The sequence below is a fragment of the Streptomyces sp. NPDC056580 genome (assembly GCF_042793175.1).
In the GTDB taxonomy this organism is placed as follows: Bacteria; Actinomycetota; Actinomycetes; order Streptomycetales; family Streptomycetaceae; genus Streptomyces.
On record NZ_JBHTVE010000009.1, the window covers coordinates 398,940 to 415,399 of the forward strand.

The 16,460-nt window shown below is 71.4% G+C and carries 14 protein-coding genes; 7 read left to right on the plus strand and 7 right to left on the minus strand.

The window, feature by feature from the left end; all coding sequences use genetic code 11:
• Positions 1-1,296 carry a type VII secretion-associated serine protease mycosin gene (gene mycP / locus ACFQ9Z_RS22520; protein WP_383021238.1) on the plus strand — a complete coding sequence of 432 codons (1,296 nt, stop codon included), beginning with the start codon at positions 1-3 and terminating at the stop codon, positions 1,294-1,296.
• An 86-nt stretch (positions 1,297-1,382) separates the two neighbouring features.
• Here mycP and ACFQ9Z_RS22525 read toward each other — a convergent pair whose 3' ends face one another.
• From ACFQ9Z_RS22525 to ACFQ9Z_RS22545, 5 genes are all read right to left on the minus strand, one after another.
• Positions 1,383-1,895 carry a hypothetical protein gene (locus ACFQ9Z_RS22525; RefSeq protein ID WP_383021242.1) on the minus strand — a complete coding sequence of 171 codons (513 nt, stop codon included), beginning with the start codon at positions 1,893-1,895 and terminating at the stop codon, positions 1,383-1,385.
• Between the two features lie 66 nt (positions 1,896-1,961).
• A complete protein-coding gene (locus tag ACFQ9Z_RS22530) occupies positions 1,962-2,459 on the minus strand; it encodes a hypothetical protein (RefSeq protein ID WP_383021245.1) in 498 nt (165 codons plus the stop codon).
• Positions 2,460-2,526: 67 nt separating this feature from the next.
• A complete protein-coding gene (locus tag ACFQ9Z_RS22535) occupies positions 2,527-3,846 on the minus strand; it encodes a hypothetical protein (RefSeq protein ID WP_383021248.1) in 1,320 nt (439 codons plus the stop codon).
• 77 nt (positions 3,847-3,923) lie between these two features.
• Positions 3,924-4,367 carry a hypothetical protein gene (locus ACFQ9Z_RS22540; RefSeq protein ID WP_383021251.1) on the minus strand — a complete coding sequence of 148 codons (444 nt, stop codon included), beginning with the start codon at positions 4,365-4,367 and terminating at the stop codon, positions 3,924-3,926.
• 92 nt (positions 4,368-4,459) lie between these two features.
• The gene (locus tag ACFQ9Z_RS22545) at positions 4,460-4,807 is read right to left on the minus strand and encodes a DUF4333 domain-containing protein (protein ID WP_383021257.1); all 348 of its coding nucleotides are present in this window, start codon (positions 4,805-4,807) and stop codon (positions 4,460-4,462) included.
• 618 nt (positions 4,808-5,425) lie between these two features.
• Here ACFQ9Z_RS22545 and ACFQ9Z_RS22550 point away from each other — a divergent pair.
• The 5 genes from ACFQ9Z_RS22550 to ACFQ9Z_RS22570 all read left to right on the plus strand — a co-directional run bounded on the left by ACFQ9Z_RS22550 (position 5,426) and on the right by ACFQ9Z_RS22570 (position 9,815).
• Positions 5,426-5,830, plus strand: a complete 405-nt coding sequence (locus ACFQ9Z_RS22550) for a hypothetical protein (RefSeq protein WP_383021260.1) — start codon at positions 5,426-5,428, stop codon at positions 5,828-5,830.
• Positions 5,831-5,832: 2 nt separating this feature from the next.
• Entirely contained in the window at positions 5,833-7,617 is a 1,785-nt protein-coding gene (locus ACFQ9Z_RS22555; protein WP_383021265.1) for a hypothetical protein, read from the plus strand.
• Positions 7,618-7,619: 2 nt separating this feature from the next.
• A complete protein-coding gene (locus tag ACFQ9Z_RS22560; protein WP_383021270.1) occupies positions 7,620-8,939 on the plus strand; it encodes a S8 family serine peptidase in 1,320 nt (439 codons plus the stop codon).
• A gap of 133 nt (positions 8,940-9,072) precedes the next feature.
• The gene (locus ACFQ9Z_RS22565) at positions 9,073-9,420 is read left to right on the plus strand and encodes a WXG100 family type VII secretion target (protein WP_383021273.1); all 348 of its coding nucleotides are present in this window, start codon (positions 9,073-9,075) and stop codon (positions 9,418-9,420) included.
• A gap of 95 nt (positions 9,421-9,515) precedes the next feature.
• On the plus strand, positions 9,516-9,815 hold the full coding sequence (locus ACFQ9Z_RS22570; RefSeq protein WP_383021277.1) for a WXG100 family type VII secretion target: 300 nt from the start codon (positions 9,516-9,518) through the stop codon (positions 9,813-9,815).
• A gap of 340 nt (positions 9,816-10,155) precedes the next feature.
• On the opposite strand, the gene eccCa is transcribed toward ACFQ9Z_RS22570, so the two are convergent.
• Positions 10,156-14,130 (minus strand): type VII secretion protein EccCa, encoded by a 3,975-nt coding sequence (gene eccCa / locus ACFQ9Z_RS22575; RefSeq protein ID WP_383021285.1) that lies wholly within the window; start codon positions 14,128-14,130, stop codon positions 10,156-10,158.
• Between the two features lie 338 nt (positions 14,131-14,468).
• On the opposite strand from eccCa, the gene eccD reads away from it, so the two are divergent.
• Positions 14,469-15,977, plus strand: coding sequence for a type VII secretion integral membrane protein EccD (gene eccD / locus ACFQ9Z_RS22580; RefSeq protein WP_383021412.1), 1,509 nt, complete (start codon positions 14,469-14,471; stop codon positions 15,975-15,977).
• Positions 15,978-16,045: 68 nt separating this feature from the next.
• On the opposite strand, the gene ACFQ9Z_RS22585 is transcribed toward eccD, so the two are convergent.
• Complete coding sequence (locus ACFQ9Z_RS22585; protein ID WP_383021291.1) at positions 16,046-16,339, minus strand: DUF397 domain-containing protein; 294 nt, start codon at positions 16,337-16,339, stop codon at positions 16,046-16,048.
• Positions 16,340-16,460 lie beyond the last annotated feature (121 nt).

Genomic DNA, 16,460 nt, shown 5'->3' on the forward strand with positions numbered 1-16,460 from the left:
ATGTTTCCCAAGTCCGGTACGCAGTCGCCCGGCACCGCGGCCCGGACCGCCCCGCGGGCCGCGTCCCTGGCCGCCGCGGCGCTCCTGACCGCCGCGACCACCACCCTCGCCCTGCCCGCCGCACCGGCCCACGCGGACGACGGCCAGTGCACCTTCCCCGCGAAGAACTACACGGGCCGGCCGTGGGCACTGCAGCGCGTCAACCTGGACGCGCTGTGGGCCCAGTCGACGGGCAAGGGCGTACGGGTGGCCGTGATCGACACCGGGGTCGACGTCAAGAACCCGCAGCTCACCAAGGCCGTCGACGCGTCCAGGGGCAAGAACCTGCTGCCGCCCAAGAACTCCAAGGGCGAGAAGATAGAGCGCGGCAACAGCTCGGGCACCACGGACACCGTCGGCCACGGCACCCGCGTGGCGGGCATCATCGCGGCCCGGCCCGCCAAGGGCACCGGCTTCGTGGGCCTGGCCCCGGACGCGACCATCATCCCCATCAAGCAGAACGACGCGGAGGGCGACGGCACGGCGCTCACCCTGGCCGACGCGATCCGCCACGCCGTCCAGGCCGGCGCCGACGTCATCAACATCTCCCAGGACACGGCCAACGCGGTCCGGCCGGACTCCCGGCTCGAGCAGGCCGTCGACTACGCCCTGAACCAGAAGGTCGTGGTCGTGGCCTCCGCCGGCAACGACGGCCTGGGCGGCAACGTGAAGGTGACCTACCCGGCGTCGTACAGGGGCGTGCTGGCGGTGGCGGCGTCCGACCGCAACAACGAGCGGGCGGCGTTCTCACAGTCCGGGGACTTCGTGGGCGTCGCCGCTCCCGGCGTCGACATGATCTCCACCGTGCCCGGCGGCGGCCACTGCTCCGACAACGGCACGAGCTTCTCGGCACCCTATGTCGCGGGCGTCGCGGCCCTGTTGAAGGCCAAGTACCCCAAGTGGACGGCCCAGCAGGTCACCGCCCAGATCGAGCAGACCGCCGAACGCTCCATCCCGGGCAACGACCGGCTGGTCGGCTGGGGCGTGGTGGACCCGGTGAAGGCGCTCACCGACGTGGACCCGGAACACCCCGTCCAGTCACCGCGCCCGGAGGACGGCGTCTCCAGGGGCGAGGCCCCCTCGGTCACCCCGCTGCACTTCGGCGAGACGGCGCAGGAGCGCGACACCCGTATGGCGACCTACGTGGTCGTCGGCGGCCTGGTCCTCGTCGCGGGCCTGACCGGCGCGGCCGTGGCGGTCCGCGACGCACGGCGCCGGCGCCCGGAGCGGCCCAAGGGCGGCTCGTGGACACGCTGACGAGGACGGACGTGTGCCTCCCGCGGGGGCGCCGTCCGGCCGCGCGGGTGCGCGAAGGCGGGTGCTGACCTTCCCCCGGCCCGGCCTCACAGCTTGCCGAACACGACCCCGCGCCAGGTCCAGCCGGACTTCACAACGGTGTCCCGCAGGGGGTCGCGCAGCTCGGAGACGTCGAAACGGAAGGTCTCCGTGGCCTCGGGACGGCCGTCGTCCCCGCGTCCGACCGTCCACCGCCGGGTGACGGTCCGGTCCTGCCCGCGCGAGTACGTCGACGCGACCTGGAGCCTCGGCGGGTCCCCGACCCGGGTGACCTCCCACTGCTCCTCCAGGGCACGCACCTCGTGGCCGTCGCGGTCCAGCCGCATCCGGATGCGCACGGCATGCGTGATCCGGGACTCCAGGAAGAAGCTCTGCCAGGCGGGCTCCGCGATCCGCCACTCCGCCACCACGTCGGCGCCCTCCGCGGCGCCGTAGCGGACGACGTACGGCGCGTCCGGCCGGCTGAGCCCCAGCAGGGCCGAACGCAACTCCTCCGCCGGCGCCGGCGGGACACCGTCCGCGGGTCGCCGGGTCCCGGTCAGCCTGTCGAAGAGTGCCATGGGCTCAACCTACGAGGGACACCGCCGACGGCACAACAAACCGGCCGCCCGCCCCCGCCTACCGGTTCACGCTGCCGCGCCGCCGCCCGGGCGCACGGTGCGCACGAGGTCGCTGAAGTCGTCGAGCACCGCAGGGTGCTGGGCCGCGGTCGAGGTGAGGATCAGCCGGATCACCGCCCGCTTGTGCGGATCGGACACGTCCAGCATGGACATGTAGACCTGGGACTGGACGAGGTCGCGGCTCACTCCGCCGGCGATGGTGGAGAAGGACAGCCTCTGGGTGAGGCCTGGGGCCTCCGGCGAACCCGTCTCGCGCCGTTCCGTCACCGCGACCGAGGTGACCGCCCGGCCCAGGCGCCGCACCGACTCGTCGGCGATCTCCGGCAGGGTCGCCGGGTCCGGACGGAACTCGCCGTCGATCGTGATGTTCGCGGTGAACCCGCCGTCGGACGGCAGATGCACCGCCACGAACGCGGCGCCGGGGGCCCCCACCTCGTCCGGAGGCGCCGCGCGCCAGCCCTCCGGCAGGTCGAAGTCGATCGGGACCGGCAGGCTCGTGGTCATCGCGAGCCCTCCTTCCTGGAGCGGTGCGCCCTCGCCGTCGGCCGGGGAGGTGCGGACGAGGTGCGGATCAGAACAGGCTGCCGATGGCGTGACCGGCCGAGCTCAGACCGTCGCCGACGGCATCGGCCAGATCGCCGGCGGTGCGGGTGACCTTGTCCGGGTCGACGGTGAACTCGACGCCCACCTCGCCACCGACGACGGGGGACAGGCCCACACTCGTCTTGAACTCCCACTTCCCGTCCTCGGTCTTGCCTATGTCGAGGTTCGCCTCGGCCCCGGGACCGGCCCATCCCTCGGCGGTGACACCGGCCCCGATACCGCCGATGTCCGCGCCCACGGCGCCGCCGCCCTTCGCCCCCGCGAACGCCTCGCCGCCGAGGTTGAAGCCTTCGAGGCCCGCCCCGGCGTGCGCGCTCGCCTCGGCGCCCGCCATGCCCTCGGCGCGTGCGTAGACGCCAACCGGGCCGACGTCGAAGCGCCCCTTGGAGGACGCCTCACCGCCCGCCAGGGCGCCGGCCTCCCCCTGGAGGCCCTCGTTGGTGACGCCGCCGCTCACGGAGCCCTTGGCACCCGCGTACGCCTCGGCCTCACCGTCGAGCTTCACCGGCCCGTTGGTGAGCGAGCCCTTCGCGCCGGCGCGACCGAGGTCGGCGTGCGCCTCGGCCTCGCCCATCTTCCCGGATCCGGTGTCCGGCCCGGTGGCTTCGGCGCCGACATCGGGTCCCGAGGCCTCGGTCTCCCCGGTAGAGACCCATCCGTCCGGCTTGGTGGGTGTCTTCTTCGACTCGGCGACGTACTTGTCGATCCCGCTGTGCGCCTGGCCGTTGAAGCCGGTGAGCGTGCCGTCGTCCAGGTCGGAGTCGAGCACCACCGCCTTGAGCGCGGTCTCGACATGGGCGTCGGCCTCGACGACGTCCTTCACGGCCCTGTCGATGTGCTGCTGCCAGGAGGCGACGGCGGAGCGCACGGACTGCTGGTAGTCGGGGTCGTGGTGCAGGGCGTTGCGCTCGGCGTCACCGAGCTTGGCCGTGTCGTAGGAGACCACGCCCGCTTCCGACACCGCCATGCCTGCCTCGACCGCGTCCGCCCGGGCCGACTCCAGCTTCTTGCGCAGGTCCGTGAACTGCGTGTGCGCCTCCCGCAGCAGCGAGGCCACCGCCTTGGCCTCCACCTGGGCGGCCTGGAACTGCTTGAGCGTGACGTCGAACCGCCGGCCGGCCGCGTCCGCGCTCAGCCCCGTCCAGGTCTGCCCGGTGGAGACGCCGTGCACGTCCCGCTTGTAGGCGGTCTCCTGCTTGTGGAACTCCTCCGCCATCCCGTCCCAGCGGTCGGCCGCCGTGGAGAGGCTGGACAGGTCGGTCGTCATGATCTCGTGATAGTTCGGCATGGGTTCCCCGTTGTCATGGCAAGGCGGCGGGCCGGTCGGGACGGCTGTCCGGACGGCGACCGCGCCCGGCGGTCCCGTCAGTAGCCGCTGAGCACCGACACCGAGCCGGCGTTCGCACCGGTCTGGATGTCCGTGTTCTGCAGCACGGTGTTCGCGCCGCGCAGCGACGCCTTGTCGGACGCGAGCATGTTCATCAGGTTCTGGACCTGCTCGCCCCAGGTCCCGTGCGCCTTCTTCAGCGCCCCAGACGTGTGCCAGCCGTCGCGGAACCCGGAGACGGCCGATTCGGTCTCGGTGTCCGCCCAGTCGCCGGCCTTGCGGGTGCCGGGCTCGATGTGGTCCTCGATCGCCTTCGCGGCGGCCTTCTTCTCGGCCGGGGAGGAAGCGAGGTCCTTCTGCCCGCCGAGCAGCGGCGGGGGGCCCGCGGAGCCTCCCGGATCGGCCGGCACGTGATTCAGCCGCATCCCCACGGGCCGCGCGCCCGCCTCGCCCGACGTCTGTCCTGCTCCCGGCCCTGCCATGATCCGCCTCTCCCCGTTCGCCGCCGCGTCCGCGCGGCGGCTTCCCATCGTCTTCGCCGGCCGTGCCGAACCGCGGCCCCGGCCGGACGACGTCAGCCCGCGGCCGGCGAGACCTTGTCGTCGGCCTTGTAATCGAAGTTGATCTTCCCGTCCTCCACGGAGGTCACCTTGACCGTGATGCCCAGGGTGCTGCCGTCGTCCGCGCTGAGCGTGCACCGCGTCGTCGTGCCCACCTTGCCCTTGAGGTCCTCGGGACAGGTGATGTGCGGCTTGGGCCGCCCGGTGGTGGCGGCGAGCTTGGCGGACAGCGTGGACGCCAGTTTGCCGGCGGACAGTTTCGGCGTGCCGACGCTCACGGAGGCCGAGCAACCGGAGAGCAGGGCGCCGACGGTCACCGCCGAAAGCGCCGAAATGGCGGCGGACCTGCGGAACTTGGGCATGTCGAGTCTCCGGATTTGCTGAGCATGACAGAAAGACGCAGGAAGCTTACTTGCCGGGATCGCCGCGGGCGCCCCGGGGAGGGCGCGCGCATGCGGCCTCCGCCGGCCCTTCATGACTCCCACGGCCTCTCCCCACGTGCCTTCACGGGAATGCGGCGGCGAATGACAACCCGAGCTTTCGGCTGCCGAGTTGAGGCCCGGCGCACCCCCGGTTCCCGCCCGTCCACTCCTCGTTCGCACTGACCCCTATCGGGTCGGACGTCACTCGTACGGGCCCCCACCGCGCCACTTCGTCAACTCCCGCCCGGCATATGGGCGGTGGCCGGTGCCGCCCGCCCGATCGCCTGTAGAGGTTCCATGAAGATCCCTGTGCGCCATCACCTGCAAACAGGAAAACCGGACAAACCATGGCCACGGGTGCTGACTCGTGACCGAGTCAAGACACATGCTCGGTTGGACCGGTTGGGCAGGTTGACTAGAGTGGTAAAGGCGTTGTGAGACGCGGCTCGCTTTGCGAACGTACGGCGAGCGGATGGTCGGTCCCGGCCCGTCAGGGCCGAGCGACCGTACGGGGAAACGGGGAGGAGCGTCGTGCTTCCGGCAGACATGGTGGGGGGCGTGTCAGCGGCGAACCTGAAGGCCAGCGGTGACGCGCTGAAGAAGTTCGTGGGCCGGGTGGACGCCGTACTCAAGGACCTGGAGGGGTCGGCGGGCAACCCGACACGCCTCGGGCAGCAGGCGATCCGCAAGGGGTCACTCAGTAGCGCGGCCGGCGCCTTCCACGAGGCGGACGCCTTGTACGGCACGTTCAACGCGGTCCACGAGCGCCTCACCACGCTCTCCAAGACACTGCACCTGCAGATCGAGGCGCTCGGTATCGCCGTTCTGGGTGCGAAGGGGACCTTCGACAACCTCGAAGAGGAGCAGCGGCGGCGGTTCTGGGAGATTCAGGTGGAGATCCGGAAGCTGAATCCGCCGCAGGACGGTGCGCACACGGGCGACGGTACGCAGGAGGTGTTCTGACGATGACCGACAATCACAAGGCAGACCTCGATCGGGTATCCCATCAGAACAACTTCACGGACCTCGCGCGGGATGCGGCGGAACACCCCCACGGGGGAGGCTTCCTCAAGGAACTGATCAACGGCGTGATCCGCGCCGCCGCTGCGCCTACCCCGTACTCGGAGGCCATGGTCAGCCGGACCGAATTCGAGCAGCGTTCTCTGAACGAGATGCTCGATCTGGTCGAGCAGACGGACCCGGAGGACCTGGAGTCCTCCGGCAAGGCCCTGTGGGACGCGCGAGACGCCATCAAGGCGGCGGCTGAGGAACTCAAGGGCCAGTTCGAGACAGTCCCGTGGGTCGGCAAGGCGGGTGACGACTTCCGCAAGTGGGGCGCCGGGCTGGTCTCGAGCACGTACGACCTGAGTACGTTCGCGGGAGGCGCGGGCGACCAGATCACGGCGGCCGCGGTGGGCCTCGCCTCCGTGCGTGGCGCCATGCCGCCCCGGGACCCGGCGAACCTCAAACGCCCCAGTGCCTACAGCTCGGTCGAGAAGGCGGCGAACAAGGAAGAGTACGCCGACGCCGTGAAGGTCGAGAAGAACCGTCAAGAGGCGATCAACCAGATGAACCGGTTGGCCTCGTACTACGCGGTTTCCAGGGAGCAGCTGCAGGTCCTGCACGACGACGCTCCCACTTTCAAGGATGTACCGGACGTGGGCGTCCCGAAGCCGAAGACGGCGCAGCGTGACGTCTCCGGCGGAACTGACTCCAGCACCCCGCAGCGGACTGGGACCGCGAGCGTGCCGGCCGGCCATCCTTCGATCGCGCCGACGACGAGGCACGTCGTGGCGCCGACCGGCCACGTCCCGACCCCCGCGCAGGACCTCCCGACGCACACGGAGGTCCCGGACCGGCCTGTCGGGACGAACATCGACACCGTCGGCACACTGCCTCCGACCACGACCACGTCTTCGACGGGGCACACCCCGCCGGTCCCCGGTACACCCCCCGCAAGTGGTGGCAGCCAGTTCCCGCCTTTCAACGGCCCGCTCGGAACTCCCGTGACCGGCGGTCCGGCCGGCCGTGGCCTGAGTGGTGCCGGAGGCTTCCGCACGCCCACGTCGGCTCAGGGCGGGACCAGGGCCCCCGGGGCTGCCGGTCCCGGATCCGGACGATCCGCGGGCCAGGGGCCCATGAACCAGATGGGCCGCGCCACGTCGACGGGCCAGTCCGCGTCCGGCGGGACCACCTCCGGGGCGAAACCGACTTCGATGGGGCGAGCGGTCACCGGGGGTACGCCGCGGCCCGGAGGCACGGCGGCGCCTCGAGCGAGCAGCGGGCCCACGACCGGCGCCGGTCGGTCCAACGGAGTCGTCGGAGGGCGTCCTTCGAGCACCAGCGGTGTCTCGAAGGGCGGGTCGAGGATTCCTCGTGGCACGGTCGTCGGCAGCGGGGAAGCCGTCAACGCCCGGCCCACGGCCGGCCGGATCGGCCAGCGTGGTGTCGTCGGAGCGACCGAGCCCGCCGCGCGGTCCGGTCCCGGTGCGGCCGCCGGCTCCCGTACGGGTGCGGCCGCGTCCGAAGGCGTCACGGGCCGGCCGGCCGGCCGCAACTCAGCGGCAGGCGCTGAGCGTAACGGCATGACGCGTGGCGGTGCGGGTCTTGTCCGGGGTGCCGGCGGCAAGCAGAAACCGGCCGACGACGAGGAAGCACAGCGATCTACACGCCCTGACTACTTGGTCGAGGACGAAGAGACCCACCTGCCCAACAGTCCCCGGCGCGATGTGCCGCCGGTGGTCAACTGAGCATGAGCGAGGACACGCAGACGATGAAGCCAGGGACCGGGCGGGAGGTCGGCCACACCGTGCCGACACGGAGGCGCTTCGCGGGGCCGGGAAGAACCGTAGGCGCGCTCGTCGGAGTCCTCGCCGTCCTGGGCGTCGGATTCGCCCCGAGTGCCACCGCGGACGACGCTCAGTCGAAGCAGTGGTACCTGGAACCGATGAAGGCCGACCAGATGTGGCGGGTCAGCACCGGTGAAGGCGTCAAGGTCGCCGTCATCGACACGGGCGTGAACCCGGATACGCCTTCCCTGAAGGGCCAGGTGCTGACCGGCGAGGTGCCCAAGACAGTGGCTTACAAGGCCACTGACGACTTCACCGGCCACGGCACCACCATGGCCGAACTGATCGCGGGTACGGGTTCCGGCGGCGGGCTCAAGGGTCTGGCGCCGGGGGCCAAGATCGTTCCTTACCGTGTCGACCTCGAGGGTCTGCCGGGGGGCAAGAGCGAAGAGAAGAAAACACCCAAGATCGCACAAGCGATCAGGGCGGCCGCTGACACCGACGCGAAGATCATCAGCATGTCGTTCGGCGGCTACCTGTATCCGGAAGAAGAAGAGGCGGTCAAGTATGCCGCCTCCAAGGGCAAGTTGCTTGTTGCCGCCGTCGGCAACGCCGGTCAAAGCGCCAAGAAGGACCTGATCGACTATCCCGCCGCTTATCCCTACGTGGTCGGAGTCGCGGCGGCCGACGAAACCGGGACGGTGTCGAAGTTCTCGTCGTCCGGTGGCTATGTCGACCTCACAGCGCCCGGCCAGGGGTTCCCGGGCTGGTGTGACACCAATTTTCGTTCGTACTGCGACCGCGAGGGCACGAGCCCGGCGACAGCACTCGCTTCGGCCGCCGCGGCGCTCATCTGGTCCGCGCATCCGGACTGGACGGTGAACCAGGTCACGCGGTCCCTGATCGACACGGCCGGACGCAAGTGGCCCAAGGAGAAGCCGAGCAAGTACGGCGGCTACGGAATGATCCGCCCCCGTCTGGTTCTCGAATCCGCCAAGTTCGATGCGGGCCCCGCACACGAAGACCCCCTCGCCAAGGAGAACGGCGGCGACCTCCTGGCCAAGGCAGGAACTTCAGCCGCCTCCAACGCACCCTCCCCCTCTGCATCAACCCCGTCACAAGCCCCCGCGAAGGGTTCTGCCGGCAGCACCTCGGCGGCAGGATCGGGCGCGGAGTCCTCGGACGGCGGCAACACCCTCTGGATCGCACTCGGCGCCGTCGCCGCGGTCCTCGTGATCGGCGGCGGAGGCGCTGCCGTCATGCGGGCCCGGCGTGCCAGGTGACGTCGGCAGTCGTCTGTAGCCCTGTGCCCCGGGGACAGGGCGACGCAGTGCGCGCTCACCGCCGTACCGCACCACGGCGGCGGTGAGCCGGAACAGTTGGACCGAAGAGACAGACAAGAAAGGGCAGGCTGACATGGCCGACAAGCAGAAGCTCGAAGATGCCGCAGTAATCCACCTGCAGAAGAAGATGTACGAGAAGTACGAGGGCATCCGCAAGCGCGTGCACGGGCTCCAGGGCGTCATCGACGGCCTCGAGGGCCAGTGGCAGGGCATCGGCCGCGCCGCGTTCGACAAGAAGCAGTACGAGATCAACGAGTCGCTGAAGAACATCGGCGACATCCTCGGTGACGTCATCGAGGCGATGACCGCGACGCGCAACATCAAGGACAGCAAGGAAGACGAGGTGCGCGCCGCCGTCAACAAGATCGACGTCAAGGACGGCGCTCCCACGGTCCAGTCCTCCTCCCTCAGCTCCTACTGAGGCTCCGCCCCCACCGGGGCGGGCGGCACCCAGAGCTAACGCCGGGCAGCCGGCGCACACAACAGGCACACATCGGCGAGACGAGGTAAACAGGCATGGCCAACAACGCTGAGGGACTGTCAGTCACTTATGACGGACTCGACTTCGCGGCGACCACGATCGGCAACGAGGCGAGCCAGCTCGAGCAGGACCTGCAGGAGCTCCGCAAGATGGTGGTGAGCAGCCTGCAGTACTGGGAGGGCCAGGCCCAGAACACCTTCCACGAGAAGCTGCACCGCTGGGACAAGGAGGCGAACGACATCCACCAGGCACTGACCGGGATCGGCCACGTCGTCGCCCAGTCCGGCGGTACGTACATGGAAGGCGACAAGAAGGCCTCCAGCTACTTCCAGTAGAACGAGGCTCGCAAGAAGCAACTCCAGGGTGGGCGCGCGCGGGAGGCGCCCACCCTTTCGCTCACCCTGGACGATCCACACCCGCGTCCCCGTCGCGGAGCGGCGCTGCGTCGCGCGCAGCGACGACGTGAGCACACGGTCCTCCGCGGCGCACCTCCTCCCGGCGCCGACCACCAGGCCTTCCTGGCCGAGGCCGAGACCTCGCGCTTCGTCCCCGCCACGGGTGAGGCCGGGCCGGTCACCGCAACCGCCGCGGTCCGGCACGACAGCTCGCTCCACGCGCTGCCGGTCTTCTGAGGGGCACGGGCGGGCCCGTGCCGCCCGTGCGCACTGCCCCGGCTCAGTCCACCTCGTCCGCCACCTGCCCCACCTGCACCATCGGCTTCCCCCGCTTGCGCGACACGAAGATGCCCCGGCCCGCCGGCATCGGGCGCGGCCGTACGCCGCCCAACAGGTCGCCCTCGGCCGGGTCGCCCGCGAGGACGACGCCCTGGGCGCCGAGTTCCTTGATGCGCTGCATGAAGGACTCGTAGGCGGCGCGGCCCGCGCCCGCCGTGGAGCGGGCGATGATGAAGCGGACGCCGACGTCGCGGGCGAACGGGAGCAGTTCCGTCAGGCCCGACAGCGGGTTGCCGCTCGACGTGGACACCAGGTCGTAGTCGTCGATGACGACGTACACCGTGGGCCCCCGCCACCAGCTCCGGTTGCGGAGCTGCTCCGGGGTCACGTCGGCCGTCGGGGTGCGGCGCTGCATCAGGTCGGCCAGCGCGTCCATGTGGTGCTGCATCTGGTTCGACATGGGGATGTACTCCGCCAGGTGGGACGGCGGGGTCACGCCCAGCAGCGAGCGGCGGTTGTCGACGACGAACAGCTTGCAGGTGTTGCCGTCGTAGCGCTCGGTGAGGCGCTTGATCAGCAGCTTCAGCAGGTTCGACTTGCCGGACTCGCTCTCGCCGAACACCAGGAAGAACGGGTCCTGCTCGAAGTCCACGAACACCGGCTCGAGGTTGTCCTCGTCCAGCGCGAAGGAGACGCCGCGCTGCGGGAAGCGGTCGCCCGGGGGAAGCTGGGCAGCCGGGAACTCGCGGGGCAGCAGCCGCACCTCCGGCGCGCCGGGCTCCTGCCAGTGGCGGGTGACCTCGGCCGCGAGGGCGGTCGTCGCCTCCGCGAGGTCCGTGTCGGAGGAGAGCCCGTCGATCCGCGGGACCGCCGCCATGAAGTGCTGCTTCTGCGGGGTCTGGCCACGCCCCGGCACACCGGTGGGCACGTTCGCCGCGACCTTCCGGTCGAACTCGGAGTCCATCGGGTCGCCGAGCCGCAGTTCGAGGCGGTTCATCAGGTGGTCCTTGAGGTTGGAGCGGACCTCCATCGAACGCGACGCGGTGAGGACGAGGTGGATGCCGTAGCCCAGACCGCGCGCGGCGATGTCCAGGACCAGCGGCTCCAGCGCCTCGTAGTCGGTGCGGAAGTTGCCCCAGCCGTCGATGACCAGGAAGACGTCGCCCCAGGGCTGGTCGGTCACGGAGATGTCACCGCGCGCGCGACGGGAGCGGAACTCCGCGATGGAGGAGATCCCGCTGGCGCGGAAGTACTCCTCGCGGCGGGTCATCACGCCGTACACCTCGGCCGCCGTACGCCGGACCTTCTCCGGGTCCAGCCGGGAGGCCACGCCGCCCACGTGCGGCAGCCCGGCCACCGCGGACATGCCGCCGCCGCCGAAGTCCAGGCCGTAGAACTGCACTTCCTGGGGGGTGTGGGTGAGCGCGAACGACGCGATGATCGAGCGCAGCAGCGTCGACTTGCCGGACTGCGGGCCGCCGATGATCTGCATGTGGCCGGCCGCGCCGCCGAAGTCCGTCCACAGCGGGTCGCGCCGCTGCTCGTACGGCTTGTCGACGAGGCCGACCGGGATGACGAGCCGGCCCGCGCCCTCGTAACCCGGCTGGGTCATGCCGCGGCCGGGCACCGGGGCCAGCCCGGGAAGCAGCGCGTCCAGCGACGGCGGGCTGTCCAGCGGGGGCAGCCACACCTGGTGGGCGCCCGGGCCCTGCGCCTCCAGACGCCGCACGATCACGTCGAGCACGGTGTCGGCGAGCGCGTCGTCCTGCTGCTTCTCGGGCGTCTCCTGGCGCTGCTGCGGGACCGGCGCGTACCGCACCGGCACCTCGGCCGCGGTGAACAGCACCGGCCTGCGGTCGACGGGCAGCGGGCCGCCGAGGGCCGCGGCCTGCTGCGAGCTGGTGCGGTACACGCCGGAGACGTACGCCGCCTTGAAGCGGACCATCTCGTCGGTGCCGAACTTCAGGAAGCCGGAACCCGGCACGTTCGGCAGCTCGTAGGCGTCCGGGACGCCCAGCGCCGCGCGGGACTCGGCCGCCGAGAACGTCCGCAGGCCGATGCGGTACGACAGATACGTCTCCAGGCCCCGCAGACGGCCCTCCTCCAGGCGCTGCGAGGCCAGCAGCAGGTGCACGCCGAGCGACCGGCCGATGCGGCCGATCTGCACGAACATCTCGATGAAGTCGGGCTTGGCGGTGAGCAGTTCGCTGAACTCGTCGATCACCAGGACGAGCGACGGGATCGGCTGCAGCGGAGCGCCCGCCGCGCGCGCCTTCTCGTAGTCGTGGATGTTCGCGTAGTTGCCCGCGTCGCGGAGCATCTCCTGGCGGCGGTTGAGCTCACCGCGGATCGAGTCGCCCATGCGGTCGACCAGGGTCAGGTCGTCCGCGAGGTTGGTGATCACGGCGGCCACGTGCGGCAGTTGGGCCATGCCGGCGAAGGTGGCACCGCCCTTGAAGTCGGCGAGGACGAAGTTCAGCGTCTCCGAGGAGTGGGTCACCGCGAGGCCGAGCACCAGCGTGCGCAGCAGCTCCGACTTGCCGGAACCGGTCGCACCGACGCACAGGCCGTGCGGGCCCATGCCCTCCTGCGCCGCCTCCTTCAGGTCGAGCATCACGGGCCGGCCGTCCTCGCCGAGACCGATCGGCACGCGCAGCCGCTCCGACTGCGAGCGCGGCCGCCAGGTCCGCTTGGGGTCGACCGAGGCCGCGTCGCCCAGGTTCAGCAGGTCGGTGAACTCCAGGTTGGCGAGCAGCGGTTCGTCGTCGTCACCGCCCGAGCCCATCCGCAGCGGCGCGAGCTGGCGGGCCAGGGCCTCGGCGGCCTCGTACGACAGGACGTCCGGCGTCCCCTCGTAGACCATGCCGTGCCCCGACTCCAGGCGCAGTTCCCCGGGGTGCGCCACGACGGAGAGGTCGCCGCGGCCGATGGTGAGGTCGCCGGGCACGACCTCCAGGACGGTCACGCCCTGCAGGCCCTCGGGGCCGGCCAGCAGCGACGTGGGCGGCAGCGAGACGCCGTCGAGCACGACCACCACGTGCGGCTGCTCGGCGACCGGCGGCCCGCCGGGGTGGAAGCGGGGGCGGCCCTGGAGGTGGGAGGCGAGCCGTTCCTCCAGGTCCACCGGGCTGGTGGTGATCAGGCGCATGCTGCCGGCGCCGTCGGTCAGGCCCGGGGCCTGGGCGTGCGGCAGCCACTTGGCCCACTCCCACTCGGGCGCCGACTCCCGGCCGGTGACGACGGCGATGACCAGGTCCTCGGGGGAGTGCAGGGCGGCCAGGGAGCCGGCGACGGCACGGGCGGTGCCGCGCACGGCGCCCGGCTCGCCGCTGATCGTCACGTGGTAGAAGGCCCGCAGGGACACCGCCATCGGCAGGTCGTCGAGGGCGCTGTGCGTGGCGAGGAAGCGCTGCATGGCGCCCGCGGTCAGCGGCTCCAGCTCGTCGACCGGGGCGGTCTGCGGCGGAATCAGGGGAGTTGCCAGCGCCTGCGGGCCGAGACCCACCCGGACCTGCCCGAAGTCCTCGTCACCGGTGCGCCGTTCCCACACCCGGCTGCCCTCGGCCACCAGCGCCCACAGTTGCTCGGGTGAAGGGTGCAGGTAGTACTGGGCGTCGCGCTGCGCCTTCGCGGTGTCCAGGGCCGCGCGCCGGGTCTGCGACAGGTAACGGAGGTAGTCGCGGCGCATGTCGGCCATCTGCCCCTGGCTGCCGCGCCGGTAGCGGATGAGCATGGAGATGCCCATGCCGATCGTGGACGCCACCATCACCAGGCCCATGATCTTCATGAACGGCTGGGCCTGGGGGTTGAAGAAGAACACCACCGACCCGCCCATGCCGAGCATGGGCAGGAGCTGCATCAGCGCGCCCTCCTGCTGCCCGCGCGGAAGCTCCGGCGGCGCCTGCAGTACGACCTCGTCCGTGGGCACTTCCTTCGGCAGCGCCCGTGGCGGGCGCTTGACGACGATGTGGCTCACTACGCACCAATTCCCTTGCCGGACCGAGATGTTTCGTCCGCCGCCCCGTGTCAGGCGGACGTCGACCGCGATGCGCGATCCTACTGACAACCACGGACAACGGCGGGCGGTAGGGTGCCGGTGAGACGCGTGAGCAGTTGCGAATCGTTCCGGGAAAACCCGGGCAATCCGCAACGGTTCGAAGCGAGCGCCGACCCGCGAACCCCGGACGCGACCCCGCGGTCGGGCGACGGAACGGAAGGCGCGGCTCAACCTACACAGCATCTTTACGGGCGGAAGGGTGCGCGGTGGCACCGCGGGGCCGCCGCACCACCGACGAGGGGGAACAGCAGGTGAGCATGACGGCCTCCGCGCCGGCCGGCGCAACCGGCGGACCGGGCACCGGAGCCCCTTCCGGGGCGGGCATGGGTTTCGGCTTCTGCCGGGTCACCATCGTGGCGCCCGACAGCCGCATCGACGTGGCACTTCCCGACGACGTACCGGTCGCCGACCTGTACCCGGAGATCCTGCGCCTGTCCCGGCAGAGCCCCGAGGAGGGCGCACCGGTCGGCTACCACCTCGTACGGCGCGACGGCACCGTCCTGGACGGCGCCCGCTCGTTCACCGCGCAGCGCATCCTCGACGGCGAACTGCTCACCCTGCGCCCGTTCGCCGAGTCGCTGCCGCCCGCCGTCCTCGACGACGTCTCCGAGGCGGTGGCCTCCGCCGTCACCCGCGACCGCACCCTGTGGAGCGGCGACCTCACCCGGGCCGCCGGCCTGGTCGCGGCCGGCATCCTGCCCGCGCTCCTCGCGTTCGTGGCCTGGAGCTCGCAGATCCGGCACGACATGCACAGCCTGCAGGGCGTCGTGGCGGGCGTCACCGGCATCCTGCTCGTCGGCATCGCCTGCGTACGCGCGCGTGTGTACGACGACCGGGGCTCCGCGGTCGCGCTCGGACTCGGCGCCCTGCCGAACGTCGCCGTGGCCGGCTCGGGCCTGCTGCCGATCGCCGGCGGCGAGGGCATCGGACGGCTGCAGTTCCTGCTCGCCTGCGCGGCGGTCCTCGTCGCCGCCGTGGTGCTCACCCTGGTGTCACCGGGCGGTGACGGACCCTTCGTGGCGTTCGTCTTCGCCTCCGCCGTCGGCCTGGTCACCACCTTCGTCGCGATCCTCGCCGAGCTGAGGCCCATCGAGACGGCCGCGATCTGCGCCCCGCTGTCCGTCGTGGCGCTGGCCTTCCTGCCGGGTCTGTCCATGCGCTTCGCCCGGCTGCCCATCGGCTTCGAGCCGCCCAACCCGTCCCGCGGCGGCTACGGCGGCGGCGAACCCGCCCCGCAGGAGCCCGTGGACGCCGAGCGGGTGGCCGCCCAGGCCCGCCGCGGCCACGAACTCCTCGTCGGCCTCGTGGGCGGCTGCGCCCTCGTCGCCGTCGGCGCGTCGATCGTCCTAGGCTTCTCCAGCGACATCTGGGCCCAGCTCCTGGCCCTCGCGACCGGCGTGGCGATGCTGATGCGGGCCCACCTGTTCCGCTACACCCAGCAGGTCGGCGCCACCCTGGCCGCCGGCCTGGCCGCGATCGTCTTCCTCGGCCTCGGGCTCGCCCTCAACCCGCCGCGCGACTACGTCATCGACGCCTTCCAGGGCGACACCACCGCCCTGGACATCCGCAGCGTCTGGCTCGCCGCGGCGGTCGGCGCGGCCATCGCCCTGGTCACCGCGATCGCCCTGATCACCCCGCGGCGCGGCGTCACCCCCTTCTGGGGGCGCTTCCTGGAGATCGCCGAGAGCTTCGTGCTGCTCACCCTGATCCCGCTGGCGCTGGCCGTCTTCGACGTCTACGCACAGGCCCGGGCCATGACCAGCTAGCGGCCGAGACGGACCCACGGCAGGGGAAAGGGCGGCACGCGCGCGTGCCGCCCTTCGCCGTACCGCGCTCAGCCGGCCGCGAGCCCGCCGTTGTGCGGCATCGGCTTCAGGTCGAACTCTCCGTCGCGCGCGCCCAGGACGAAGGCCCGCCACTCCGCCTCCGTGTACCTGAGGACCGTGCCCGGGTCGAGGGAGGAGCGCATCGCCACCGCGCCCGCCGGCAGGTACGCGATCTCGACCCGCTCCTCGTGCTCCTCGGTGCCCGGCGCGCAGTGCCACTCGACTTCCGAGATGTCGAGCGCGTACAGCTCGTCCCGCTCCCGCTCCTTGCGTGCCTTCATCTCCGCTTCCGACTCCGCCATCCCGAAGCGACCCCTTCCCGACGTGACTGCGCTCAGCACGCTCACCCTAGTGGCGGCCGCCCCCCGGGCCGTCGCGTTCCGGCACCCGGGACAAGGGGCCCGCGCCTGCCTGGTATCCTGG

Coding starts and splice junctions, on each gene's coding strand:
- mycP (WP_383021238.1), top strand. CDS start 1: ATGTTTCCCAAGTCCGGTACGCAGTCGCCCGGCACCGCGGCCCGGACC.
- ACFQ9Z_RS22525 (WP_383021242.1), bottom strand. CDS start 1,895: ATGGCACTCTTCGACAGGCTGACCGGGACCCGGCGACCCGCGGACGGT.
- ACFQ9Z_RS22530 (WP_383021245.1), bottom strand. CDS start 2,459: ATGACCACGAGCCTGCCGGTCCCGATCGACTTCGACCTGCCGGAGGGC.
- ACFQ9Z_RS22535 (WP_383021248.1), bottom strand. CDS start 3,846: ATGCCGAACTATCACGAGATCATGACGACCGACCTGTCCAGCCTCTCC.
- ACFQ9Z_RS22540 (WP_383021251.1), bottom strand. CDS start 4,367: ATGGCAGGGCCGGGAGCAGGACAGACGTCGGGCGAGGCGGGCGCGCGG.
- ACFQ9Z_RS22545 (WP_383021257.1), bottom strand. CDS start 4,807: ATGCCCAAGTTCCGCAGGTCCGCCGCCATTTCGGCGCTTTCGGCGGTG.
- ACFQ9Z_RS22555 (WP_383021265.1), top strand. CDS start 5,833: ATGACCGACAATCACAAGGCAGACCTCGATCGGGTATCCCATCAGAAC.
- ACFQ9Z_RS22560 (WP_383021270.1), top strand. CDS start 7,620: ATGAGCGAGGACACGCAGACGATGAAGCCAGGGACCGGGCGGGAGGTC.
- ACFQ9Z_RS22565 (WP_383021273.1), top strand. CDS start 9,073: ATGGCCGACAAGCAGAAGCTCGAAGATGCCGCAGTAATCCACCTGCAG.
- ACFQ9Z_RS22570 (WP_383021277.1), top strand. CDS start 9,516: ATGGCCAACAACGCTGAGGGACTGTCAGTCACTTATGACGGACTCGAC.
- eccD (WP_383021412.1), top strand. CDS start 14,469: ATGACGGCCTCCGCGCCGGCCGGCGCAACCGGCGGACCGGGCACCGGA.
- ACFQ9Z_RS22585 (WP_383021291.1), bottom strand. CDS start 16,339: ATGGCGGAGTCGGAAGCGGAGATGAAGGCACGCAAGGAGCGGGAGCGG.